This window comes from Rhodococcus sp. Z6_132, from assembly GCF_058133635.1.
The window spans coordinates 1,064,794-1,087,241 of record NZ_JBYUNP010000001.1; the positions used below are offsets into that span (position 1 = coordinate 1,064,794).

General features: G+C 72.4%; 24 protein-coding genes. 14 read left to right on the forward strand and 10 right to left on the reverse strand.

From position 1 onward, the window contains the following. Positions 1-31 precede the first annotated feature (31 nt). The 5 genes from AC3YO9_RS04970 to AC3YO9_RS04990 all read left to right on the forward strand — a co-directional run bounded on the left by AC3YO9_RS04970 (position 32) and on the right by AC3YO9_RS04990 (position 3,414). Entirely contained in the window at positions 32-613 is a 582-nt protein-coding gene (locus AC3YO9_RS04970; protein WP_127781625.1) for a TerD family protein, read from the forward strand. A gap of 71 nt (positions 614-684) precedes the next feature. Beyond that, positions 685-1,266 (forward strand): TerD family protein, encoded by a 582-nt coding sequence (locus tag AC3YO9_RS04975; protein WP_127781626.1) that lies wholly within the window; start codon positions 685-687, stop codon positions 1,264-1,266. An 87-nt stretch (positions 1,267-1,353) separates the two neighbouring features. Next, positions 1,354-1,977 carry an AIM24 family protein gene (locus AC3YO9_RS04980; RefSeq protein WP_241249457.1) on the forward strand — a complete coding sequence of 208 codons (624 nt, stop codon included), beginning with the start codon at positions 1,354-1,356 and terminating at the stop codon, positions 1,975-1,977. Further along, on the forward strand, positions 1,977-2,657 hold the full coding sequence (locus tag AC3YO9_RS04985) for an AIM24 family protein (RefSeq protein ID WP_127781627.1): 681 nt from the start codon (positions 1,977-1,979) through the stop codon (positions 2,655-2,657). The genes AC3YO9_RS04980 and AC3YO9_RS04985 overlap by 1 nt, the downstream gene beginning before the upstream one ends. Before the next feature lie 10 nt (positions 2,658-2,667). Then, positions 2,668-3,414: an AIM24 family protein gene (locus AC3YO9_RS04990; RefSeq protein WP_489982323.1), complete on the forward strand. Its 747-nt coding sequence runs from the start codon at positions 2,668-2,670 to the stop codon at positions 3,412-3,414. Between the two features lie 42 nt (positions 3,415-3,456). On the opposite strand, the gene AC3YO9_RS04995 is transcribed toward AC3YO9_RS04990, so the two are convergent. The 5 genes from AC3YO9_RS04995 to AC3YO9_RS05015 all read right to left on the reverse strand — a co-directional run bounded on the left by AC3YO9_RS04995 (position 3,457) and on the right by AC3YO9_RS05015 (position 7,583). Then, positions 3,457-4,236 (reverse strand): enoyl-CoA hydratase/isomerase family protein, encoded by a 780-nt coding sequence (locus tag AC3YO9_RS04995; RefSeq protein ID WP_127781629.1) that lies wholly within the window; start codon positions 4,234-4,236, stop codon positions 3,457-3,459. Positions 4,237-4,264: 28 nt separating this feature from the next. Next, on the reverse strand, positions 4,265-4,945 hold the full coding sequence (locus AC3YO9_RS05000) for a TerD family protein (RefSeq protein ID WP_127781630.1): 681 nt from the start codon (positions 4,943-4,945) through the stop codon (positions 4,265-4,267). A 3-nt stretch (positions 4,946-4,948) separates the two neighbouring features. Continuing rightward, positions 4,949-5,524 carry a TerD family protein gene (locus AC3YO9_RS05005; RefSeq protein WP_127781631.1) on the reverse strand — a complete coding sequence of 192 codons (576 nt, stop codon included), beginning with the start codon at positions 5,522-5,524 and terminating at the stop codon, positions 4,949-4,951. 54 nt (positions 5,525-5,578) lie between these two features. Beyond that, positions 5,579-6,034, reverse strand: coding sequence for a TerB family tellurite resistance protein (locus AC3YO9_RS05010; RefSeq protein ID WP_127781632.1), 456 nt, complete (start codon positions 6,032-6,034; stop codon positions 5,579-5,581). 136 nt (positions 6,035-6,170) lie between these two features. Next, positions 6,171-7,583 carry a VWA domain-containing protein gene (locus AC3YO9_RS05015; protein WP_489982324.1) on the reverse strand — a complete coding sequence of 471 codons (1,413 nt, stop codon included), beginning with the start codon at positions 7,581-7,583 and terminating at the stop codon, positions 6,171-6,173. 99 nt (positions 7,584-7,682) lie between these two features. Here AC3YO9_RS05015 and AC3YO9_RS05020 point away from each other — a divergent pair, with 99 nt between their 5' ends. From AC3YO9_RS05020 to AC3YO9_RS05035, 4 genes are all read left to right on the forward strand, one after another. Further along, positions 7,683-8,843 carry an HpcH/HpaI aldolase/citrate lyase family protein gene (locus AC3YO9_RS05020; RefSeq protein ID WP_127781633.1) on the forward strand — a complete coding sequence of 387 codons (1,161 nt, stop codon included), beginning with the start codon at positions 7,683-7,685 and terminating at the stop codon, positions 8,841-8,843. Beyond that, complete coding sequence (locus tag AC3YO9_RS05025; RefSeq protein WP_489982325.1) at positions 8,840-11,338, forward strand: phosphoribosyltransferase; 2,499 nt, start codon at positions 8,840-8,842, stop codon at positions 11,336-11,338. The genes AC3YO9_RS05020 and AC3YO9_RS05025 overlap by 4 nt, the downstream gene beginning before the upstream one ends. Continuing rightward, positions 11,335-12,135 (forward strand): HAD family hydrolase, encoded by an 801-nt coding sequence (locus AC3YO9_RS05030; protein ID WP_489982326.1) that lies wholly within the window; start codon positions 11,335-11,337, stop codon positions 12,133-12,135. The genes AC3YO9_RS05025 and AC3YO9_RS05030 overlap by 4 nt, the downstream gene beginning before the upstream one ends. Before the next feature lie 73 nt (positions 12,136-12,208). Continuing rightward, positions 12,209-13,357 carry a DUF475 domain-containing protein gene (locus AC3YO9_RS05035; protein WP_489982327.1) on the forward strand — a complete coding sequence of 383 codons (1,149 nt, stop codon included), beginning with the start codon at positions 12,209-12,211 and terminating at the stop codon, positions 13,355-13,357. Between the two features lie 131 nt (positions 13,358-13,488). Here the strand turns inward: AC3YO9_RS05035 and AC3YO9_RS05040 are convergent, their stop codons facing one another. Further along, the gene (locus tag AC3YO9_RS05040; RefSeq protein ID WP_489982328.1) at positions 13,489-14,595 is read right to left on the reverse strand and encodes an MBL fold metallo-hydrolase; all 1,107 of its coding nucleotides are present in this window, start codon (positions 14,593-14,595) and stop codon (positions 13,489-13,491) included. Positions 14,596-14,672: 77 nt separating this feature from the next. On the opposite strand from AC3YO9_RS05040, the gene AC3YO9_RS05045 reads away from it, so the two are divergent. Continuing rightward, the gene (locus AC3YO9_RS05045) at positions 14,673-15,641 is read left to right on the forward strand and encodes an aldo/keto reductase (RefSeq protein ID WP_489982329.1); all 969 of its coding nucleotides are present in this window, start codon (positions 14,673-14,675) and stop codon (positions 15,639-15,641) included. Between the two features lie 17 nt (positions 15,642-15,658). Here the strand turns inward: AC3YO9_RS05045 and AC3YO9_RS05050 are convergent, their stop codons facing one another. Continuing rightward, entirely contained in the window at positions 15,659-16,192 is a 534-nt protein-coding gene (locus AC3YO9_RS05050; protein ID WP_127781639.1) for a peptidase, read from the reverse strand. A 117-nt stretch (positions 16,193-16,309) separates the two neighbouring features. Between AC3YO9_RS05050 and AC3YO9_RS05055 the strand changes: the two genes are divergently transcribed. From AC3YO9_RS05055 to AC3YO9_RS05065, 3 genes are read left to right on the forward strand one after another with little or no spacing between them, the layout of a single operon-like run. Further along, positions 16,310-17,257, forward strand: a complete 948-nt coding sequence (locus AC3YO9_RS05055) for a quinone oxidoreductase family protein (protein WP_489982330.1) — start codon at positions 16,310-16,312, stop codon at positions 17,255-17,257. Between the two features lie 22 nt (positions 17,258-17,279). Next, a complete protein-coding gene (locus tag AC3YO9_RS05060) occupies positions 17,280-18,113 on the forward strand; it encodes an MBL fold metallo-hydrolase (RefSeq protein WP_489982331.1) in 834 nt (277 codons plus the stop codon). After that, positions 18,110-18,796, forward strand: coding sequence for a hypothetical protein (locus AC3YO9_RS05065; RefSeq protein WP_489982332.1), 687 nt, complete (start codon positions 18,110-18,112; stop codon positions 18,794-18,796). The genes AC3YO9_RS05060 and AC3YO9_RS05065 overlap by 4 nt, the downstream gene beginning before the upstream one ends. A gap of 22 nt (positions 18,797-18,818) precedes the next feature. Here AC3YO9_RS05065 and AC3YO9_RS05070 read toward each other — a convergent pair whose 3' ends face one another. The 3 genes from AC3YO9_RS05070 to AC3YO9_RS05080 form a co-directional block, all read right to left on the reverse strand. Further along, the gene (locus tag AC3YO9_RS05070; protein ID WP_489982333.1) at positions 18,819-19,946 is read right to left on the reverse strand and encodes a YncE family protein; all 1,128 of its coding nucleotides are present in this window, start codon (positions 19,944-19,946) and stop codon (positions 18,819-18,821) included. 135 nt (positions 19,947-20,081) lie between these two features. Further along, positions 20,082-20,702, reverse strand: a complete 621-nt coding sequence (locus AC3YO9_RS05075) for an alpha/beta hydrolase (protein ID WP_489982334.1) — start codon at positions 20,700-20,702, stop codon at positions 20,082-20,084. A 50-nt stretch (positions 20,703-20,752) separates the two neighbouring features. After that, positions 20,753-21,499: a hypothetical protein gene (locus tag AC3YO9_RS05080; RefSeq protein WP_489982335.1), complete on the reverse strand. Its 747-nt coding sequence runs from the start codon at positions 21,497-21,499 to the stop codon at positions 20,753-20,755. A gap of 196 nt (positions 21,500-21,695) precedes the next feature. Between AC3YO9_RS05080 and msrA the strand changes: the two genes are divergently transcribed. Beyond that, the gene (gene msrA, locus AC3YO9_RS05085; protein WP_127781645.1) at positions 21,696-22,373 is read left to right on the forward strand and encodes a peptide-methionine (S)-S-oxide reductase MsrA; all 678 of its coding nucleotides are present in this window, start codon (positions 21,696-21,698) and stop codon (positions 22,371-22,373) included. Positions 22,374-22,448 lie beyond the last annotated feature (75 nt).

Genomic DNA, 22,448 nt, shown 5'->3' on the forward strand with positions numbered 1-22,448 from the left:
CAGCTGGGGAAACCGCAAGAAAGAGGCTTCTGTGAGCGTAGTGCTGAGCAAGGGCGGAAACGTCTCGTTGACCAAGGAGGCCGGGGCAGCCGGCCTGAAGGCGGTGGTCGTCGGACTCGGTTGGGACGTCCGCACCACCACCGGGGTCGACTACGACCTGGACGCGTCCGCGCTGTTGTGCGGCGCCAACGGCAAGGTGGTCTCCGACGAGCACTTCGTCTTCTACAACAACCTCGCCTCCCCGGACGGGGCGGTCGAGCACACCGGTGACAACCGCACCGGTGAGGGCGAGGGCGACGACGAGCAGATCAACGTCAACCTGGCCACCCTCGGGGCAGAGGTCCAGAAGATCGTCATCGTGGTCTCCATCGACGACGCCGACGCCCGCGGGCAGAACTTCGGCCAGGTGAGCAACGCCTTCATCCGGGTGGTCAACCAGGCCAACGACGTGGAGCTGGCCCGCTTCGACCTCACCGAGGACGCCTCCACCGAGACCGCGATGATCTATGGCGAGCTGTACCGGCACAACGGTGAGTGGAAGTTCCGCGCCGTGGGCCAGGGGTACGCCAGCGGTCTTCGCGGAATTGTCGTGGACTACGGCGTCAACGTCTGATTCCCCGACTCCACGGAAACGGGCACACTGAAGCGAGCAATGGCTGTTCCGTCATCGATGAAGGAGCTCTCGTGGGAGTAAGTCTGAGCAAGGGTGGCAACGTCTCGCTGACCAAGGAGGCGGGAACGGCCGGCTTGTCCGCGGTCACCGTCGGGCTCGGGTGGGACGTGCGCACCACCACCGGTACCGACTTCGACCTCGACGCCTCGGCCATCGCCTGCGGGGCCGACGGGCGGGTCTCCTCCGACCAGCACTTCGTGTTCTTCAACAACCTGAAGACGCCGGACGGCGCCATCGAGCACACCGGTGACAACCTCACGGGTGAGGGCGAGGGCGACGACGAGCAGATCAAGGTGAACGTGGCGTCGCTGCCCGCCGACATCGACAAGATCGTCTTCCCGGTGTCCATCTACGACGGCGAGGCGCGCTCGCAGAGCTTCGGCCAGGTGCGCAACGCCTTCATCCGGGTGGTGAACCAGGCCAACAACACCGAGCTCGCCCGCTACGACCTCACCGAGGACGCCTCCACCGAGACCGCGATGGTCTTCGGCGAGCTCTACCGCAGCGGCGCGGAGTGGAAGTTCCGCGCGGTGGGACAGGGCTACGCCAGCGGCCTGCAGGGCATCGCGCAGGACTACGGCGTCAACGTCTGACCCCGCTGCGGTCGTGTCGCTGGTCACCGGCGGTAGTGGCACCGGTTAGCCTGCAAGCCAACGACATCAGCCGGAGAAGGGAGACCCGTGGCTCAGCTGCGCGTCAACGGCTCACGGGTGCTCGAGGCTCGGCTGCAGGGTGAGGCCATTCGTGCCATCACCGGCGCCATGGTGGCCTTCGACGGACAGGTGGCCTTCAAGAACGCCGGCCTCGGCGGCGGTGACGGCATCAAGGCCGCGCTCAAGCGCAAGGTGACCGGGGAGTCGCTGTCGCTGATGGAGTGCTCCGGCACCGGCGTGGTGCACTTCGCGGTGGACGCCCAGGACATCACCATCGTCGAGCTGGCCAACGAGACCCTGCAGGTCGAGTCCTCGCAGCTGCTCGCGCTGGTGGGCAAGCTGCAGACCGACGTGAAGTTCTCCGGGCTGCGCGGGGCCACCTCCGGGCAGGGCCTGTTCACCACGCTGGTCAGCGGGACGGGCACGGTGGCGCTGCTGTCGGCCGGTGGGCCGCCGATCGCGCTGGAGGTCGCGCCGCAGTTCCCGCTGGTGGTCGACCCGGACGCCTTCGTGGCCTGCCGCGGACAGCTCAACCAGACGTTCGTCACCGACGTGTCCTGGAAGTCGGTGATCGGCGAGGGCAGCGGTGAGCCGTTCTCGCTGCGCTTCGACGGCCAGGGCGTGGTCTACATCCAGCCCGCGGAGCGCTGATGGTCCAGATCGAGCAGGTCAACAGCAGGGTCGCCAAGGCGACGCTGGTCCCCGGTCAGCACGTGCTGGCGCGTCGCGGCGCGATGCTCTACTACAGCGGCGAGGTCCAGTTCATCCCGCACTCGCCCGGGGGCGGGATGAACGGCGGCATGGGTGGCATGGGTGGCGTCGCCGGACTGGCGGGTCGAGCGATGTCCGGCGAGCACGTCGCCATGATGGCCGCCCAGGGCCAGGGCGAGGTCTTCTACGGCCACGCCGGCCTGCACGTCACGGTGATCAACCTGGACGGCTCCGCGATGCTCACCGTGGAGGCCGACCGGCTGCTCGCCCACGACGCCTCGCTCAGCTCGTCGGTGGTGTTCCTCGGCTCGCAGGGCGGCGTGCGCGGCGCGGTGCGTGGGGCGATGACCGGGCAGGGCCTGTTCACCACCCAGCTGTCCGGGGTGGGCCAGGTGGCGGTGCTGTCCCACGGTGGGTCGTTCGAGATCCCGGTGGGCCCGGGCAGCCAGACGGTGGTGGACCCGCAGGCCTACGTCGGACACATCGGCAACCTGAGCCTGGACGTGTCGGCCTCGGTGGGCTGGCGCGACGCCGTGGGCCGCGGCTCCGGCGAGGCGATCCAGCTCAAGGTCAGCGGCCAGGGCGTGGTGTACGTCCAGGCGTCCGAGCAGAAGTTCTGAGGAGGCCGCGATGACAGACATCCTCAACCCCTACACGCTGCCGGTGGACGACAACGTCCCTGGCAACGACTACGCCTTCTGCGTGGAGGTGGGCAGCGCCCCGTGGTTCATGGCCAAGGGGGCGATGATCGCCTACTACGGGCAGATCACCTTCGAGCCGCTCGCCGCCACCACCGTCAGCGGCCTGGTCGCCGCCCGGTTCTCCTCACCGCTGTACGTCCAGGACTGGGTGGTGACGCAGGGTCAGGGCAAGCTGGTCCTCGGCGACCGCGGCTTCAACATCAACTCCTACGACCTCGACGACGGCAACCTCACCATCCGCGCCAGCAACCTGCTGGCGTTCGAGACCGGGCTGAGCCTCAAGCAGTCGATCGTGCCGGGCTTCCTCACCCTGATCGGCACGGGCAAGTTCCTGGCCTCCAGCAACGGGCCGGTGATGTTCGCCGAGCCACCGGTGCGGGTGGACCCGCAGGCGCTGGTGGGCTGGTCGGACTGTCCGTCGCCGAGCCATCACTACGACGCCGGCTGGATGGGCAGCTTCCTGGGAGCGGCCCGGAACCTGGTGCTGGGCACCGAGACCGGTGAGGAGCGCCAGTTCGACTTCACCGGGGCAGGCACCGTGCTGATCCAGTCCAGCGAGGCGGTGCGGGCCGACCACCACGTGGTGAGCCACATCGAGTCGCAGACGGTGATGCTGGGACAGCCGCAGCTGCAGCACCTGCACCGCAGCATCGGTCAGCGCCTGCAGAGCAGCTAGCGTGCCCCCGGCCCGGCTGGTGCCGGGCTCGTCCAGTGCCGGCTACTTGCGGTGGAAGTCCCCGGGGCGCTTGGCCAGGAAGGAGTCCAGCGCCTCGGTGTGGTCGGCGGTGCCGGCCAGCTCGACGAACGCCTCGCCCTGCACCGCCATGAAGGCGTCCACGTCCAGGGTCTGGGCGCGGTTGAGCGCCTGCTTCACCTTCTCCACCGACAGCGGCACCCGGCTGGCGATGCGCTCGGCCCGCCTCAGCGCGGCGGGCAGCAGGTCCTCGGCGCTGGTCACCTCGGTCACCAGCCCCCAGCCCAGCGCCTGCGCCGGGGTGTAGCGGTCGCCGGTGAGCACCATCTCCTTGGCGGGGCCGAGGCCGATGGTGCGGGCGAGGCGCCAGAAGTTGGCGATCAGGCCGACGTTGACGCCGGCGGCGATGAAGAACGCCGACGAGACGCAGATCCGCAGGTCGCAGGCCAGCGCCACCTCCAGCCCACCGCCGACGACGGGACCGTTGATCGCCGCGATCACCGGCACCCGGCAGCGCTCGAGCGCCAGCGCCAGCTCGTCGAACTCCTGCAGGTAGATCCGGGCCTCGTCGGGCCCGGTGGCCACCCGCCGGGTCTCGGACAGCTCGGCGCCGGCGCAGAACGACCGGCCACCGCCGGTGAGCACGACGCACCGCACGTCGAGGTCCTCGTTCACCTCCGCCAGGGCCGCCACCAGCTCGTCCCTGGCTTGCTTGTCCAGGGCGTTCTGCGGCGGCTTGGTGACGGTGACCAGGGCGACGTGCGGTGCGGAGCGGGTGACGGTGACCCGCGGCTCGGTGCTCACCGGGCGATTGTGCCTGAGGGCTCCAGTGCTACTTGCGGCCCCGGGCCCACGTGAGGCCCCAGCCGTAGGCGTCGTCCAGGGCGTCCTGCGCCCCCTCGACGTAGCGGACCTCGCGGCGAATCTTCAGGTCGCCACCGCCACCCTCCAGCAGCGCGATGGCGCACATCCGCGAACCACCGGCCTGCTCGTCCAGGCGCACCTCGATGGGGGCACCGCTGGCCGGAGTCAGCGTCACCACCCCGTTGGCCTGGTCGAAGCTGGGCGCACCGTCGTAGATGCAGGCGAACACCAGCACCCGACGGATGTCCTTGGCGTGGGCGAGGTTGATGAACATGTCCTCGCCCCCGCTGTTGGCGCCGGAGCGGTCGTCACCGTTGAGGAAGATGTACGGCGCCTGCTCCAGCGACCCGAAGGAGTTGCCGAGCGCCTGGATGACGCCCTTGCTGCCGTCGTTCAGCTCGTACAGGCAGCCCAGGTCCAGGTCGATCGGCCGGGCGGCCGCGGCGGCGAGCTTCTTGAGGAACCCACCCTTGGCGGGCTCGGGGGAGCGTGCGTCCCAGTTCAGGTTCACCCGCAGCTGCCCGCTCTGCTTGCTCAGCGAGATGGAGGGGCTGGCCTTGGTCAGCGTCACCTTGCTCAGCGACACCGGGCCGCCGCCGTCGCCACCGGCTGCCGCGGCCGGCTTCCGCTTGTTGTAGTCGATGGCCACGGACTAGACCGAGACGCCGTAGTCGGTGGCGATGCCCTTGAGGCCGGAGGCGTAGCCCTGGCCGACCGCGCGGAACTTCCAGTCGGTGCCGTTGCGGTAGAGCTCGCCGAAGACCATCGCGGTCTCGGTGGAGGCGTCCTCGGTGAGGTCGTAGCGGGCGATCTCGCTGCCACCGGTCTGGTTCACGATGCGGATGAAGGCGTTGCGCACCTGGCCGAAGCCCTGGTTGCGCGACTCGGCCTCGTAGATGCTGACCGGGAACACGATCTTGTCGACCTCGGCGGGCACCTTGGCCAGGTCCACCTTGATGGCCTCGTCGTCGCCATCGCCCTCACCGGTGAGGTTGTCGCCGGTGTGCTCCACGGAGCCCTCCGGGGACGTCATGTTGTTGAAGAAGATGAAGTGCTTGTCCGAGATCACCTTGCCGTTGGTGTCGACCATGATCGCCGAGGCGTCCAGGTCGAAGTCGGTGCCGGTGGTGGTGCGGGCGTCCCAGCCGAGGCCGACGAGCACGGCGGTCATGCCGGGCGCCTCCTTGGACAGTGAGACGTTGCCGCCCTTGCTCAGGCTGACTCCCATGGTGTGTTCCTTTCGGTTGTGGTGCGGGGGGTGGTGGAGCGGAGGAAGAGCGAGCTAGAGGTCGAACTCGCTGGGGTTGATCCCCAGGGCGTAGCAGGCGTCCTTGACGGCCTTGCGCTCGTCGGCGTCGAAGTTGCCGTCCGCGCCGCCGATGATGATGCCGATCTGGATGACCGCGCGGCCCTGGTCCGGCTTGGACTTCAGCTTGCCGATGGTGGCGATGGCCTCGACCTGGCCGAACGCGAAGTCCTTGTTGAGCTTGTCGCAGTACCAGTCGAACTTCTGCTGCAGCTCGGCAGGCGGGAAGATGGTCAGCACGTCGTTGCTGGCGATCAGAGCAGCGGTCTTCTGGCGCTCAGCGGCGTCGATGGAGCCGTCAGCGGCGGCGATCAAGGCGCACATCGCCATGCTGGCGTTGGCGAACTCCTTGCTCTTGAACTGGCCAGCCTTGGTCTTGAGCTGGTCGTTCATGGTCTGCGTCTTCGCTTTCAGCTGGTCCCAGAACGCCACAGGCTCTCCTCGAGATCCGGACAGCCCGGTTGAGGCCATCGATTGTTCAAGCCTGCCAGGTGCGGAGTCAGCAGGCACGGTGCAATGGCCGTCGTGTTCAAGTCACCCGATTGCCGGGTTGCGGCAATCAGGCAGATCAGCGGAGCAGGCCCTTGCCGCGGGCCTGGGTGATCCAGCCCGGGTACTCCGTCATCAGCAGCTCGAACAGCTGGTCGTCGGGGATGGCGGCGGGGTCCTCCACGGCGAAGAAGTCGGCGTTGTCGAGGTAGCGCCCCGGCATGTCGTCCAGCTCCTCCAGGAAGCGGAACTCGCTGCTGCCGCGGGCTGGAGCCGGGGCGGACTTGCGTCGGCCGAACAGCCCCGTGGACGGCGGGGGGGTGGGAGCAGTGCCGGGGGTGACGGAGCGCGAGCTGCGGCCGATGGCCATGAACTGCCAGAACAGCGGCTCGTAGCTGGAGGAGACCACCTGCTCGCGGGCGCCGTCCTCGTCGAAGGTCTGGCCGTCGGTGACGAACATGACGTACACCGGCACCGCGGCGGAGAACGGCTCGCGCCGGGCCGCGGAGCTGCCGAAGTAGTGCTCGCGGATGAGCGCCATGGCCTTGCCGTAGTAGGTCGCCGGCTCCAGCCCGAACTCGCCGAGCATGGTGGGGACGTAGTCGGTGCGGTTGTCCAGCTGCAGCGAACCCGCCTGGTGGCCGTTCTTGCCGAACAGGAAGACGTCCACCTGGCCGTCGTCGTCGAAGCGCAGGCCCAGCGCCAGGATGCGCTCGGCCAGGGCGGCGATGCTGCCGTTGCGGTAGAGCCGGTTCATCGACCCGGAGATGTCCAGGCACAGCGCCACCCGCGCGGTGTGCTCGCCCAAACCGCGCTTCTCCAGCGACACCGCGGCCTTCTTGGTGAGGCTCAGCATCTCCGGCGCGCTGGTGGTGAGCTTCTTCTCCAGGTCGATCAGCTTCTGCTTCTTCAGGCTGACGGCGGGCGCGCCGGCTTGGGGGGTGGCCGGTGCGGCGGACTGGGGGGCGGGTTCGTCGTCCACCGAGATGCCGAAGTCGGTGGCCAGTCCCCCCAGCCCCGCGGCGTAGCCCTGACCAACGGCGCGGAACTTCCAGCCGTCGCCGCGGCGGTAGACCTCGCCGAGCACCATCGCGGTCTCGGTGCTGGCGTCGGTGACGTCGAAGCGGACCAGCTCGGTGCCGGAGGGGTCCAGCAGGCGCATGTGCAGGCCCGGCACCGCGGCGAAGGTGCCGCCGTCGGCGGAGGCGGTGAGCACCACCGTCTCCACGTCGGCCTCGAGCCGGGAGGTGTCCACGGTGACCCCGTCGGTGCTGGCCCCCGCGCCCTTGCCGGTGTGGGACACCGCGCCCGAGGCGTGCTGAGGCTGGTTGTAGAAGACGAAGTCCGCGTCCGAGCGCACCTTGCCGGAGCCGGTGAGCAGCAGCGCGGCGGCGTCGACGTCCGGACAGCCGGGTCCGGGGCTCCACGCCAGCTCCATCCGCACCACCGGAACCGAGAGCGCGACGTTGGAACCCTTGGCCATCAGCGTCATACGTACATCGTGCCTCGTGGGGCACGGCGTGCACAGCCGACTGGGGCAAACGGGCAGACTGACGGCGACGACCACCGCCGCTCGCCGAGGAGACAACCCGTGATCCACTTCGACTTCCTCGCTGAGGACGTGCGTGCGTCGTTGTTCAGCAAGCCACCCCAGCCAGTGACCGCGGACAGTCCGCACGACCTGCTGGCCACCCACCTGGGCGCCACCCTGTACTGCCCTGCCACCCGGCCCAACCTGGCGCGCGACGTGGTGCGCAGCCGCGCCGCCGGCGTCACCAGCATGGTGCTGTGCCTGGAGGACTCGGTGGCCAACACCGAGCTGGCCGCGGCGGAGCAGAACCTGGTGGACCAGCTGGTGGCACTGCAGGCCGACACCGCCCCCAGGCCGCGGCTGTTCGTGCGGGTGCGCACCGCCGAGCAGATCGGCGACCTGGTGCGGCGGCTGGGTCCGGCGACGACGCTGCTCAGCGGCTTCGTGCTGCCCAAGTTCACCGTGCACAACGGGGCGGGCTACCTGCAGGCGCTGGCCCAGGCGTCCTCGGACAGCGGGGTGCGGCTGTGGGCGATGCCGGTGATCGAGTCGGCCGACGTGCTCTACCTGGAGACCCGCGCGCAGGCGCTGGCCGGCATCCGCGCGCTGCTCAACCAGGCGCGCGAGCAGGTGCTGGCGGTGCGCCTGGGTGCCAGCGACTTCTCCGGGGTGTTCGGCTTGCGCCGCACCGCGGAGATGACCATCTACGACGTGCGGCTGGTGGGCAACGCCATCGCCGACGTGGTCAACGTGCTGGGCCGCGCCGACGGCACTGGGTTCACCATCACCGGACCGGTGTGGGAGTACTTCACCGGCGGCGAGCGCATCTTCAAGCCCCAGCTGCGGGCCTCGGTGTTCGCCGAGCACGGAGCCCAGGAGCTGCGGTCGGCGCTGCTGCGCCACGACCTGGACGGGCTGATCCGCGAGGTCCAGCTGGACAAGGTGAACGGATTGACCGGCAAGACGGTGATCCACCCCAGCCACGTCACCGCCGTGCACGCGCTGTCGGTGGTGACGCACGAGGAGTTCGCCGACGCCAACGACGTGCTGGCCGCGACCTCGCCGGGCGGGGTGTTGCGCAGCGAGTACGGCAACAAGATGAACGAGGTGAACCCCCACCGGGCCTGGGCGCACAAGGTGCAGCTGCGGGCCGCGGCGTTCGGGGTGGCGGCCGAGGACGTCTCCTACGTGGAGCTGCTGACCGCCAGCGACGCCGCGTGAGCGGGTGGACGGGCTCCTGGGTGCACGAGCACCTGGGGGTGCAGCTGCAGGGCGCGAGCGGCGACGACCTCCGGGTGGAGGAGCTGGTGGGCCTGGCGCTGCGGCGCAACCCGCGGCGGGCGCACCTGCTGGTCTCCCGGGTGCTGGGCAAGCACGTCCCCACCGACCCGCGGCTGGTGCGCGCGGCCGGGCTGCTGCTGGGCGCCCGGGTGGCCGCCGAGCTGGGCGCACCCGCGCCCACCGGCTGGCAGGACCCGGTGCGGGCGGCGCTGGCCGGCCACGACGGTGCGGCCCGCGACCTGCGCGACCGCGCCGTCGCCCTGGGCGGCGCCGGTGTGGGCGAGGACGTCTGCGTGCTGGGCTACGCCGAGACCGCCACCGGGCTCGGACACCTGGTGGCCGAGGCGCTGGACGCCGACGTGTACCTGCACTCCACCCGCCGCCACCCCGCCGGTGCGGTGCAGCTGGGCCGCTTCGCCGAGGAGCACTCGCACGCCACCGAGCACCGGCTGCTGCCGCGCAGCCCCGAGCTGCTCACCGGCACCGGACCGCTGGTGCTGGTGGACGACGAGCTCTCCACCGGGCGCACCGTGCGCAACACCCTGGCCATGCTGCACGCCATCGCCCCGCGGCCCCGCTACGTGGTGGCCGCACTGATCGACCTGCGCAGCGCCGAGGACGAGGCCGCCCTGCAGGAGCTGGCCACCGAGCTGGGCGCCCAGGTCAGCGTGGTGTCGCTGGCCCGCGGGCGGGTGCAGGTGCCTGCCGACGCGCTGCGCCGCGGCGCCGAGCTGGTGCAGGCCCACAGCACGCCGCAGCCCGCGCCCGCCCCGCCGCACCCGGTGCGGCGGGTGGCGCTGGACTGGCCCGTGACCCTGCCCGACGGGGGACGGCACGGAGTGCAGCGCCCGCACCGCGCCCAGCTGGAGCAGGTGCTGCCCGCGCTGGCCGCCCAGCTGGACGCGGCCCTGCAGGTACCGGCCGGCGGGTCGGTGCTGGTGCTGGGCACCGAGGAGCTGATGCACGCCCCGCTGCGCCTGGCCGAGGCGCTGGCCGACCGGCTGGACGACCGCGGCGTGGCGGTCCGCAGCTCCACCACCACCCGCTCGCCGGTGCTGGCCGTGGACGACCCCGGCTACGCCATCCGCGGCGGCATCACCTTTCCCGCCCACGACGACCCGGTGGACGGGCCCGGCCGGCGCTTCGCCTACAACGTCGGCCGCCCGGACGCGGTGGTGGTGGTGGTCGACGACGTGGCCGACACCCCGCAGCTGGCCGGCCTGCTCGACGCCCTGCCGGCCCCGGTGCTGCTGGTGACGCTGCCCAGCGCCGGCCCCCTGCCCACCCCGCTGCACGGCCCGGAGTTCGGCTCCTACGCCGCCGACGAGGTGACCTGGCTGCTCAAGGACCTCTCCACGGTCGCGCTGGAGGCACCGGTGGAGGAGCGCGAGGAGGCGGTGCAGAACGGCGGGGCCCACTACGCGGAGTCGCTGCCGGTGGAGTACCAGCCCGACCCGGCCTACCTGGCCCTGTTCCAGCAGGCCCTGACCGGCTCCGCCCGCCGCCTGGCCCACGCCGTCGGGGTGCTCACCGAGCTGCTGCTGGCCGAGCGCGGACCCGACCTGGTGCTGGCCTCCCTGGCCCGCGCCGGCACCCCGGTGGGGATCCTGGTGCGCCGCTGGGCGCAGCACGTGCATGGGCTGCAGCTGCCGCACTACGCGGTGTCCATCGTGCGCGGCCGCGGCATCGACCCGGTGGCGCTGCGCTACCTGGCCGCCCACCACGACCCCGCCGCGGTGGTGTTCGTGGACGGCTGGACGGGCAAGGGCGCCATCACCTCCGAGCTCACCGCTGCCCTGGCAGAGCACGAGCTGGCCACCGGTGCGCGGTTCAACCCCGACCTGGCGGTGCTGGCCGACCCCGGGCGCTGCGTGCGCACCTTCGGCACCCGCGAGGACTACCTCATCGCCTCGGCCTGCCTGAACTCCACCGTCTCCGGCCTGGTGTCGCGCACGGTGCTCAACGCCACGCACATCGGACCTGCCGACTTCCACGGCGCCAAGTTCTACGCCGAGCTGGCCGGCTCCGACGTCTCCATCGACTTCCTGGACGCCGTCACCGCCCACTTCGACGCCGTTCGCACGGAGGTCGCCAGCTCCTGGCCGCACGTCGCGGCCGGCGACCGCGAGCCCACCTGGTCGGGCTGGGCGGCGGTGCGGGAGATCAGCGAGGCCTACGGCATCGGGCAGGAGAACCTGGTCAAGCCCGGCGTCGGGGAGACCACCCGGGTGCTGCTGCGGCGGGTGCCGTGGAAGGTGCTGGTGCGCCCGGACGCCCGCGCCGAGCTGGGGCACGTGCTGCTGCTCGCCGAGCGGCGAGGAGTGCCGGTGGAGGACGTGGCCGACCTGGCCTACTCCTGCGTCGGGCTGATCCACCCGCGCTACACCCGCGGCGCTACCGGGGCCGACGGCGCCGCCGCGCAGGTGCCGGCGTGAGCGCGCCCGGACCCACGGTCATCTGTGCCGACCTCGACCGCACCCTGATCTACTCCGCCGCGGCGCTCGCCCTGGACTGCGCGGACGCCGACGCGCCGTCGCTGCTGTGCGTGGAGCTCTACCAGGGAGCGCCGCAGTCGTTCATGCTCACCGACGCCGCCCGGTGCCTGGCCGAGGTGGCCACCCGGCACGTGCTGGTGCCCACCACCACCCGCACCGTGGAGCAGTACCAGCGGGTGCAGGTGCCCGGCCCGCCGCCGGCCTACGCCATCTGCGCCAACGGCGGCCGGCTGCTCGTCGACGGCGCGGTGGACGGCGACTGGTCCACCCACGTGGACGCCCTGCTGGCGGCCTCGGCCCCGCTGGCGGAGGTGCGCGCCTGGTTCGAGCCCGCGCCGCAGTTCGTGCGCACCGTGCGGGTGGCCTCGGACCTGTTCGTCTACGCGGTGGTGGAGCGCGACGACCTGCCGGCGGGCTGGCTCGCAGAGCTCAGCGAGTTCTGCCTGCCACGCGGGTGGACGGTGTCGATGCAGGGCCGCAAGGTCTACTGCGTGCCCGAGCGGCTGCGCAAGTCCGCCGCCGCGGCAGAGGTCCGCCGCCGAGTGGGCGCGGACCGGATGCTCGCCGCGGGCGACTCGCTGCTGGACACCGACCTGCTCGCCGCCGCCGACCTCGCCATCCGGCCCCGGCACGGCGAGCTGCACGACACCGGGTGGGCGGCACCACACCTCACCGTCACCCAGCACCACGGAGTGCGGGCCGGCGCGGAGATCGTCGACTGGTTCGCAGCCCAATAACGGCAGCCGCAGAATTCTCAGTACACTTCCGTCGTTCTCGCGACCTTTCCCTATTGCGCCGAAGGATTGTGCTGTGTTCAGAATTTTTGGTTGGTCTGTCGCGATCACCATCGCGGCCCTGGTGGGCACGTTGTTGGTGGGTGGGCCGGCGGCCCTGACCATCGTGGCGATCCTCATCGTGCTCGAGGTCTCGCTGTCCTTCGACAACGCCGTGGTCAACGCCAAGGTGCTCGTCCGGATGAACGAGTTCTGGCAGCGCATCTTCCTCACCGTGGGCGTGCTCATCGCGGTGTTCGGCATGCGGCTGATCTTCCCGCTGCTGCTGGTGGCGGTGACGGCCAAGATCAGCCCGGTCGAGGTGGTGAGCCTGGCGCTGGAGGGCGGCTCGATCGACGAGCCCGGCACGTACGCCAACCTGATCAACGCCGCACACCCCGCCATCGCCGGCTTCGGCGGCATGTTCCTGGGGATGCTGTTCCTGGACTGGCTGTTCGAGCAGCGTGACATCACCTGGCTGAGCTGGCTGGAGCGTCCGCTCGCCCGCATCGGCGCCCTCAAGCAGGTCTCCGTCGCGGTGGCCCTGATCGCCCTCGCCCTGGCTGCGGGCTTCTTCGGCCCGCACGCGCACTCCGGGGACAAGTCCTTCGAGGTGCTCCTCTCCGGGGTGCTCGGCATCGTCACGTACCTGGTGGTCAACGGCCTGGGATCACTGTTCGAGGGCGCCCAGGACGATGACGACGAGGCCGAGCTGGTCCCGGTCGGCGCCGACGCGAGGCAGGCGGACGGCAGCGCGCTCGAGCCCGCCGGCGCGGCCGGCAGCGGCCCCAGCACCCTGGCCAAGGCCAGCGGCAAGGCCGCGTTCTTCCTGTTCCTCTACCTCGAGGTGCTCGACGCGTCGTTCTCCTTCGACGGCGTGGTGGGGGCCTTCGCCATCACCCAGGACATTTTCATCATCGCGATCGGCCTGGGCGTCGGAGCCTTCTGGATCCGCTCGCTCACGGTGTACCTGGTGCGCAAGGGGACGCTGGAGGACTACGTCTACCTCGAGCACGGCGCGCACTGGGCCATCGGGGCGCTGGCGGTGCTGCTGCTGGTGACCGTGGAGTACGAGGTTCCCGAGGTCATCACCGGACTGATCGGGGTCGGCTTCATCGGTGCCGCGTTCATCAACTCGGTCATTCGGAACAAGAAGGTCGGAGAACGGCCGCACACGTTCGTCTGACCCGCGTCCGCGGCGAGGCGTCAATTCGCAGGAAAGAATGGCGCGAGCGGCACAAGCGACGCATTTCGGACATTCGGCACTGAGGTGGGACAGGTCCCCCGAAACGTGAGTGATGACGCTGCGTGAGCGCCTCAGCTGAGCGGCGTCCACCAGTCGTCGAGCGCGGGGGCCTCGTCCACCACGACCCGCTCCCCGGGGCGCGGCACGGCGAGCGCCACGCCGTGCTGCAGGGCGGCCTCGCGCACCCGCTGGGCGGGCTCGGGCCAGGAGTGGAAGGCCAGGTTGAAGGTGGCCCAGTGGATGGGGATGAGCAGCCCGCCGCCCAGGTCGCCGTGCGCGCGGACGGCCTCCTCCGGGTTCATGTGGATGTCCGGCCACTGGTCGCCGTAGGCGCCGATGGGGAGCAGGGTGAGGTCGAAGGGGCCGTAGGTCTCCCCGATGCCCGCGAAGGCCGGGGTGTAGCCGGTGTCGCCGCCGAAGAACACCGAGTGGCGTGGTCCGGCGATCACCCAGGAGGCCCAGAGGGTGGTGTCGCGCAGCAGCGAGCGGCCGGAGAAGTGCCGGGCCTCGGTGCAGGTGATGGTCAGCCCGCCCACGGTGGTGTGCTGGTTCCAGTCGAGCTCGACGATGCGCTCGTCGGGCACGCCCCAGCCCCGCAGGTGCGCGCCGATGCCCAGCGGCACCACGAACGGCGCGCTCTGGGTGCGCAGCAGGGCGCGCACCGTGGGCAGGTCGAGGTGGTCGTAGTGGTCGTGGGAGATCACCACCGCGGCCAGCTGCGGCAGCTCGGACAGCTCGGCCGGCACCGGGTGGATGCGCCGCGGGCCGATCACCGGGGAGGGCGAGACGCGGTCCGACCACACCGGGTCGACCAGCACCGTGGCTCCGTCGACCTCCACCAGCACCGTGGCGTGGCCCAGCCAGGTGGCGGCGAGCTCGGCGGCCGGGGTGCTCAGGTCGGGCTCCACCAGGGGCACCGGCCGCGACGGCCGTCCGCCGTGCCGACGCGTGATCATCGACCAGGCCAGCGAGCCGCCCTCCGTGGCGACCACGCCGTCGGAGGGCAGCGTGTTGTGGAAGGAGCCGTCGCGGTAGTGCGACGAGCCCGCGGCGTACGGGCGGATCTGGGACCGGGAGGCGCCCAGCGCGCGGGGCAGGCCCCACGCGGCGCGGCCGACGAAGGTGGCGGGGGCGACCAGGGCGGCCAGCAGGGCGTTGCGGCGGAGAGTGCGGATCATGTCCCAGAGCCTGACACCTGGGCGTGGCTGCTGCCTCTCCGGTGTCGCCACGGGCCCGGGTGACCCACACTGGGACCATGAAGTTCCTGGAGGTCAGCGGTCTTGGTCCGGTCAGCCGAGTGGGGTTGGGTACGTGGCAGTTCGGCTCCAAGGAGTGGGGCTACGGCGACGGCTACGCCTCCGGGGCCGCCCGCGACATCGTGCGGCGGGCTCGCGAGCTGGGCGTGACGCTGTTCGACACCGCCGAGGTGTACGGCTTCGGCAAGAGCGAGCGGATCCTGGCCGAGGCGCTGGGGGCTGAGCGCGCCGAGGTGGTGGTGGCCAGCAAGGTGTTCCCGGTGGCGCCGTTCCCACCCCTCGTGCGGCGCCGGGCGGAGGGCAGCGCCAAGCGGCTGGAGCTGAGCTCCATCCCGCTGTACCAGGTGCACCAGCCCAACCCGGTGGTGCCGGACTCGGTGATCATGCCGGGGATGCGCAGCCTGCTGGAGGAGGGCCGCATCGGGGCGGTGGGCGTGTCCAACTACTCGCTGCAGCGCTGGCGCAAGGCCGACGAGGCGCTGGGGCAGCCCGTGGTGAGCAACCAGGTGCAGTTCTCCCTGGCCCACGCCGACCCGCTGGAGGACCTGGTGCCCTTCGCCGAGCGGGAGAACCGCATGGTGATGGCGTACAGCCCGCTGGCCCAGGGGCTGCTCGGCGGCAAGTACAGCGTGGCCAACCGGCCCGGTGGGGTGCGGGCGGCCAACCCGCTGTTCGGCACCGAGAACCTGCGCCGGGTGGCGCCGCTGCTGGACACCCTGCGCGAGGTGGCCGCCGGGGTGGACGCCAAGCCCGCCCAGGTGGCGCTGGCGTGGCTGCTCAGCCTGCCGCAGGTGGTGGTGATTCCCGGGGCGTCCAGCGTGGAGCAGCTGGAGTTCAACGTGGCCGCCGCCGACCTGGAGCTGCCCGCCGACGCCCGAACGGCGCTCACCGACGCCGCCCGCGCCTTCCGCCCGGTGTCCACCGTCCGCACCCTCACCGACGGCGTGCGGGAGCGGATCGGCATCTAGCGCAACGGGTCGGAGGGCTAGGCGGCGAGCAGCATCGCCAGCACGGCGGTGTCCGGGTCACGGCTGGGATCGACACCGTCGCGGCTGATCAGCCCGGTGATCGTCCCGCCGGGCTCGGTCTCCACCCACGCTGCCCGGTGCGCCAGCCCCAGGTACGGAATGCCCGGCAGCAGCAGGCACCCCGAGGCCACCCCGGCGCACTCGGGCAGCGACGGGGTGGTCTCCGACGGCGGGTGCAGCATCAGCAGCGCGGGCGGCTGGTGTCCGGCGAAGCGGCCGGGCTGCACCGCTCCCTCGCCCAGCACCGGGCCCTCCGCGGTCACCATCCCCACCGCGCGCAGGTCGGGATCGTCGGGGCACTCCTCGTGCACGCCGAAGACAGTGGTGGTGGGCAGCAGCCCCGGCACCGCGGCGGTGCGCACCGCCAGCACCAGCAGCTGGGTCCACTCCCGGGTGGAGGCCGGCCACCGGCCGCTGACCATGAATCCGCGCAGCTCACCACCCACGTGCAGCGGTGCGACCTCGACGTTGGCGCTCGTCTGTCCGGGCATCACGGACCTCCTCCACGGCGAGGGGACATCCTGGACGCGGACCCCGCTGGCACACAAGGCGTGTCGAGTGCCAGCCCGCGCGGGAACAGCCACCGCCCGTGATCTGTTTCACAGTGCATGACGACCTACGTGGCGGCCACGGCCTACGGCGGACCCGAGGTGCTGGCGGAGTACGACGAGGAGATCCGCGAGCCTGCACCGGGGGTGGCCCGGGTGCGGGTGCACGCCGCGGGGGTCAACCCCATCGACGTCAAGCTCTACAGCGGCCAGATGGGCGACGACGCCGCCAAGCTGCCGATGCGGCTCGGCTTCGAGGTCTCCGGCGTGGTGGAGGCGGTCGGCCCGGGCGGCGCGGTCGGCCCCGCCGGGACGGTGTCGGTGGGAGACGCGGTGATCGGCTACCGGGTGGGCGGCGGCTACGCCGAGGAGGTGTTCGTCCCCGGCCGCGCGGTGCTGCCCCGGCCCCACCACTACAGCTGGGACCAGGCTGCCGGGCTGATGCTGACCGGCACCACCGCCGTGCACGCGCTGACCGCCACCCGGGTGGCCGCGGGTGAGACGGTGCTGGTGCACGGCGCCGCCGGCGGGGTGGGCCTGATGGCGGTGCAGATCGCCCGGGCGTGGGGCGCCACCGTCATCGGCACGGCCGGATCCGCGCAGCACGACCTGCTCCGCTCCCTGGGCGCGGAGCCGGTGGAGCACGGCGCCGGGTTGGCCGAGCGGGTCCGCGAGCTCGCTCCGCACGGGGTGCAGGCCGCGGTGGACACGGTGGGCGGCGACGAGGCGGTGGACGTGTCGCTGCAGCTGGTGGGCAGCCCGGCCCGAGTGGCCACCATCGCCGCGTTCGGCCGCGGTGACACGGGCATCAAGGTGCTGGGCAACGGTCCCGGCGCCGACCCCGGCACCGCGCTGCGCGACGCCGCCCGCATGGAGCTGGTCGCCCTGGCCGAGGAGGGTGCGCTGACCGTGGTGGTGGACGAGACCTTCCCGCTGAGCCGGGCCGCTGACGCCCACCGCAAGATCCTCACCGGACACACCCACGGCAAGATCATCCTGCGGCCCTGACCCCGCCCGTACCCTCACCCGGGTGCGGGCCACCTTCCTCGGCGTCTCCAGCGTCCTGTTGCGCGACAACAGCTCTGCGGTGCTCACCGACGGATTCCTCACCCGGCCTGGCCTGCTGCGCTCGGTCATGGGCTCGGTCCGCCCGGACGAGGCGCTGATCGGCTCCGCCCTCACCCGGCTCGGGGTGGACCGGCTGGACGCGGTGGTGGTGGTGCACTCCCACCACGACCACGCCCTCGACGCGCCCACGGTGGCGCGGCGCACCGGGGCTGAGCTGGTGGGCTCGGCCTCGACCGCCCAGATCGGTGCTGGGCACGGCCTGGACGCCGCTCAGGTCCGCGTGGCAACCACCGGCGAGACCGTGCGCTACGGCAGCTTCGCGGTCACCCTCTTCCCCGCCGCGCACACCCCGCGGCCGGCCTTCCCTGGCGTGATCGACCGTCCGCTGCGCCCGCCGAGCTCCATCCGCAGCTACAAGGAGGGTGGCTGCTACTCCATCCACGTCGATCACCCCGACGGCGCGGTCCTGGTGCACGCCAGCACCAACTTCATCCCGGGAGCACTGGCGGGCGTGGTGGCGGACACCGTCTACCTGGGGGTGGCCACCCTGGGCCGGCGCTCGGCGGAGTTCCGCGACGCCTACTGGCGCGAGGTGGTCACCCGCACCGGGGCTCGCCGGGTGGTGCCGGTGCACTGGGACCGGTTCTGGCGTCCGTTGAGCAAGCCGCTGCAGCCGCTGCCGTTCTTCGTCGACAGCTTCGCCGCCTCGCTGCGGTTTCTCACCGAGCGCGGCGCGGCCGAGGGCGTGCAGGTCAGCGTGCCCACCGCGTGGGAGACGGAGGACCCGTTCCGATGAGCACCCGTGCGCCCCGTCCCCCTGGCCGCCGCCCGAGCGGGGCCCGGCCGGCCCGCCGCACCGCGCCGCCGACCGCCCCCGACCGGGTGGGGCTGCGCACGCGCCTGGTCGCCGCACCCCGACGGGTTCGCGCGCTCGGTGCCGCGGTGGTGGGCCTGGTGTACCTGGGCGCTGTCGGGCTGGCCGCTTCCGGTGGCAGCTGGTGGGTGACGCTGTTGTGCGTGCTGGCCGGCGCGGCAGCGGGTGCGGTGGTGGTGGCGGCCGAGCCCGGGCAGACCCAGGCCCTGGCCGAGCGACTGGGCTGGGAGAGCGGCCCCGGATGGCTGCGGGCCGTGCAGTCCGACGTGGACTCCGGCCGGCTGCCCCGCACCGACGCCACCGAGCGGGAGCTGGCCCGCCGCTACGCCTGGGTGCGCCTGGAGCAGCGCCGACCCGCGCAGCTGCTGGCCGGGGGTCTGGTCGCCGCGACGGTGGTCTACCTGCTGGTGGTGCTGCTGGGCGGTGCGGTGCCGGGCTCGGCCGTGCCTGGTCTGGTGGTGTTCCCGGTCGGGGCGGCGGTGGTGTGCGGGAGCACCTGGCGCCAGCACCGCACCTACGCCCGGGTCCTGCGGGTGCTGGGACCGGACGAGCGGACCTGGGAGCTGCGGCGGCTGCGCGCCCGCACCGGCGCGGACCGAGCCTGAGGCACGGACGGGTGGCGCTGGCTCAGCGCGAGGGCACCTGGTCCTGGGGGATCACCTGCAGCAGCCCGTCGGTGTTGCCCGCCACCAGGACCTCCCCCGAGGCAGGATCCACCGCCACCGAGTTGGGCTGGCGCACCGTGGGCAGCGTCCCCAGGGTGCGCGGCGCCCGCGGGTCGGCCACGTCCACCACCGCCAGCTGGTTGTCGGCGGTGCGGGTGATGAACAGCAACGCTCTGGCGGCGTCGTAGGCCAGGCCGTACGGCCTCCCTGTCGCCGCGATCCGGGCCAGCACCTGCAGCTGCACGTCGGGGCGGCCCTGGCGGTGGTCGGGCGGGGTCACGCGCACCAGGTACACCGCCTCGCCCACCGTGTCGGCCACGGCCACCACCCCCGCTGCGCTGCCGGTGCCCTGGGTCTGCCCGGGTGCGGCCAGCGCGATGGTGTGGGTGAGCTGGGTGCCCAGCGGCGTCTGCGCCACCAGCGTCCGCTGCGCGGCGTCGTAGACCCACAACCCCTGGCCGCGGACGTCGGAGACCACTGCGTACCCGCCCACGGCGGCGAGCCCGCCCGGCTGCGGCGGTCCGGCGGGCAGCTCACCGACGACGGCGCCCTCGCGCAGGAACACCACGCCGCCGCCGAGCTCGTTGTTCACCACCACCGTGCCGTCGGCGGTGCGCACGGCGTTGTGCGGGTTGCGGCCAACCTCCGTGGTGCGGCGCAGCACGGCCCCGTCGGCCAGGCTGACCTCCAGCACCGTGTCGTTCTGCTCCAGCGGCGCGAGCACCGGCCCCCCAGGGGCGGCCAGGTCGAGGTGGCGCGGGGCACCGCCGTCGGTGGGCACCACCTGGCGCACCGTGCCCGCGGCCACGTCCACCAGGGCGATGCCGTCGGGGCCCTTGAGCCCCACCGCCGCAGTGCCGTCGCTGCCCACCACCACGGCCTCCGGGTTGTTGCCCACCGCGATGGTGCGGCCGACCGGGGCGACGCTCGGGGCGGGTGCCAGCCCTGGCTCGGCGGGACCGTCGGCCACCGGGGGGTTGCCGGGGGCGGGGGTCTGCGACGCGGTGGAGGAAGAGGTGTCCGAGCCGGTGCACGCCGGCAGCAGCAGCGAGCCGGCCAGCGCCAGCGCCACCCATCCCCGCTGGGTCACGGCCGGCCGAGCCCGATCACCGGCGCCCTGCCGCCCGCGCGCACCTCAGCCAGATCCAGCACGCCGCTCATCTTGCGCTCCCGGGCCCGCGGCAGCGACTTCCAGCCGCCACCGCGGCGCCGAGGGCCGAGGGGATCAACCGGGGTGCGCCAGCTCGCCCTGGGCCCCGGCGTCGAAGGCGGCCTGCAGCACGGGGTCGACCTCTCGGCCCAGCGCGGCGCGGCAGCCCCACACCGCCAGCGAGGTCCACCAGCGGGCTCTGCGCAGCATGGCGTGGCTGTCGCCGGTCACCACGAAGCGGGCGAGCCGGTCGGGGACGCCCTGGGCGCGCTCGGCCCAGCGGGCGGAGAGCCGGGCGGGCACCAGCTGGTCCTGGTCTCCGTGGGCGAGCACCACGGTGCGCCCGCGCACGGTGGACACGCTCTCCCCGTCGGGCAGCCAGGGCGCCAGACCCACCACGCCGACCACACGGGGGTGGGCGGCGGCGGCGACCGCGGTGCGCCCGCCCATGGAGTGGCCCAGCAACACCACCGGAGAGGTGCCGACCAGCTCGGCGAGCACGGCCCGCACGTCGTGCACGGGGTCCTGGTGGTGTCCGTTCCAGCCGCGGTAGCGGTAGCGGACGGTGCCCACCGCGACGTCAGGCAGCGCCCGCTGCACGGCGCGGGCAAGGGGCAGCATCCGCAGCCGGGGCAGCCCGAGGGGCATGGGCTGGGCCCGCGAGCTGGCCCTGCCGCCGGGCAGCACCAGGACCACCGGCTCCTCGCCCCGGGGCGCGCGCAGCCAGTCGACGCGGGGGAGCGCGGTCAGAGGAAGAGCACCAGGCAGAGGGCCAGAACGATGGCGAGCACCACCAGCACCGCCACCGGCACCAGCCAGCGCCGGCTGGGGGAGGCGGGCCCGGCGAATGGGGCTGCGTCGCTGTGGGCGCCCACGCGCTGCGGTGCGGCCTGCGGCTGCTGCCCCAGTGTCCACGGCGGCAGGTTGCCCTCCGCGCCGGCCGTGCTGGAGCCGCTCGGTCCGCGCTGGGGACCGACGCCGCCGCGGGCCCACGGGGGAGCGCCGACGGTGGAGTAGCCCGACGGTGCGGAACGGACCATCTGGGTGCGGTCGGCGTCGCCGGTGGGCGCTGCCGAACCTGGACGGGCCCCCGGTCCGGCAGCGGCCCGGGCGGTCGGTGCCGTCGCACCGGCGGGCCGACGCACCACCTGGGTGCGGTCCTCGGCGGGCGTGCTGCTGGCGGTGGGGCCGCGGCGGGGGACCACCTGGGTGCGGTCGCTGGTGTCCGCCTCGGCGGGGGTGCTCGCGGCGGGTGCCGGCCGGCGCACCACCTGGGTGCGGTCCTCAGCGGTGGCACCAGCACCCACACCGCCGGCGGCAGGGGTGCCGGCACCGTCGGGCCACTGGAACGGCGGCGGGAAGGGGCCGCCCGAGGCCGGTCCGCTGCCCGCGGCGGCGAGCAGCAGGTCGCGCTGCTGGCGGAACTGCTCGGTGGAGATGCGGCCGGCGGCGACCTCGGAGTCGAGCCTGCTCAGCTCGTCGTGCAGCGCCACTGTGCCTCCTTCTGCCGTGCATGCGCGTCGCGGTGCAGGGGCTTGTCGTGCTTCGGGCGGGGTGCAGGTCTGGTGCGTGGCTGTGCAGGCACGGAATAGCAGCCCCGTCGTGGACTGTTGACATTGTGCACGCACAACCGTGCCGGCAGGCGCAGATCGTCGACGACCTGCCGTCCGATCGACGTAGGGTGTCGCAATGTCCTGGTTCGACAGCATGTTCGGGTCCCCATCCACCGTGATCGCCCCCGGTGACGCGCTGCCCGGGCGGGACACGCCGGTGCGCGCCGGCGAGACGCACTACGTCAACGGCCGCCCGCTGCACCCGCCGTTTCCCGACGGCATGGCCACCGCCGTGGTGGCGATGGGCTGCTTCTGGGGTGCCGAGCGCGTCTTCTGGGAGCTGGACGGGGTGTACACCACCGCCGTCGGCTACGCCGGTGGCCACACCCCCAACCCCACCTACGAGGAGACCTGTACCGGGCGCACCGGGCACGCCGAGTCGGTGCTGATCGTCTTCGACCCGGCCCAGATCAGCTACGAGCAGCTGCTGCGGGTGTTCTGGGAGAACCACGACCCCACGCAGGGCATGCGTCAGGGCAACGACCGCGGCACCCAGTACCGCTCCGCCATCTACGCCATGGACGAGGCGCAGCTGCAAGCCGCCCGCAAGTCCCAGGAGTCCTACCAGGCTGAGCTGGCCAAGGCGGGCTACGGCGAGATCACCACCGAGACAGCGCTGCTGACCGAGGCTGGGGGTGGCGGCTTCTACTACGCCGAGGACTACCACCAGCAGTACCTGGCCAAGAACCCCAACGGCTACTGCGGGATCGGCGGGACCGGGGTGTCCTGCCCGGTGGGTCTCGGCGCGGTGTAACCGCTGATCGGGCCGTCTTTTCGGATGGCCGGCGCACGGCGACGGGGCTACCTTGGGGTGCCTGTCGCCGTGCGA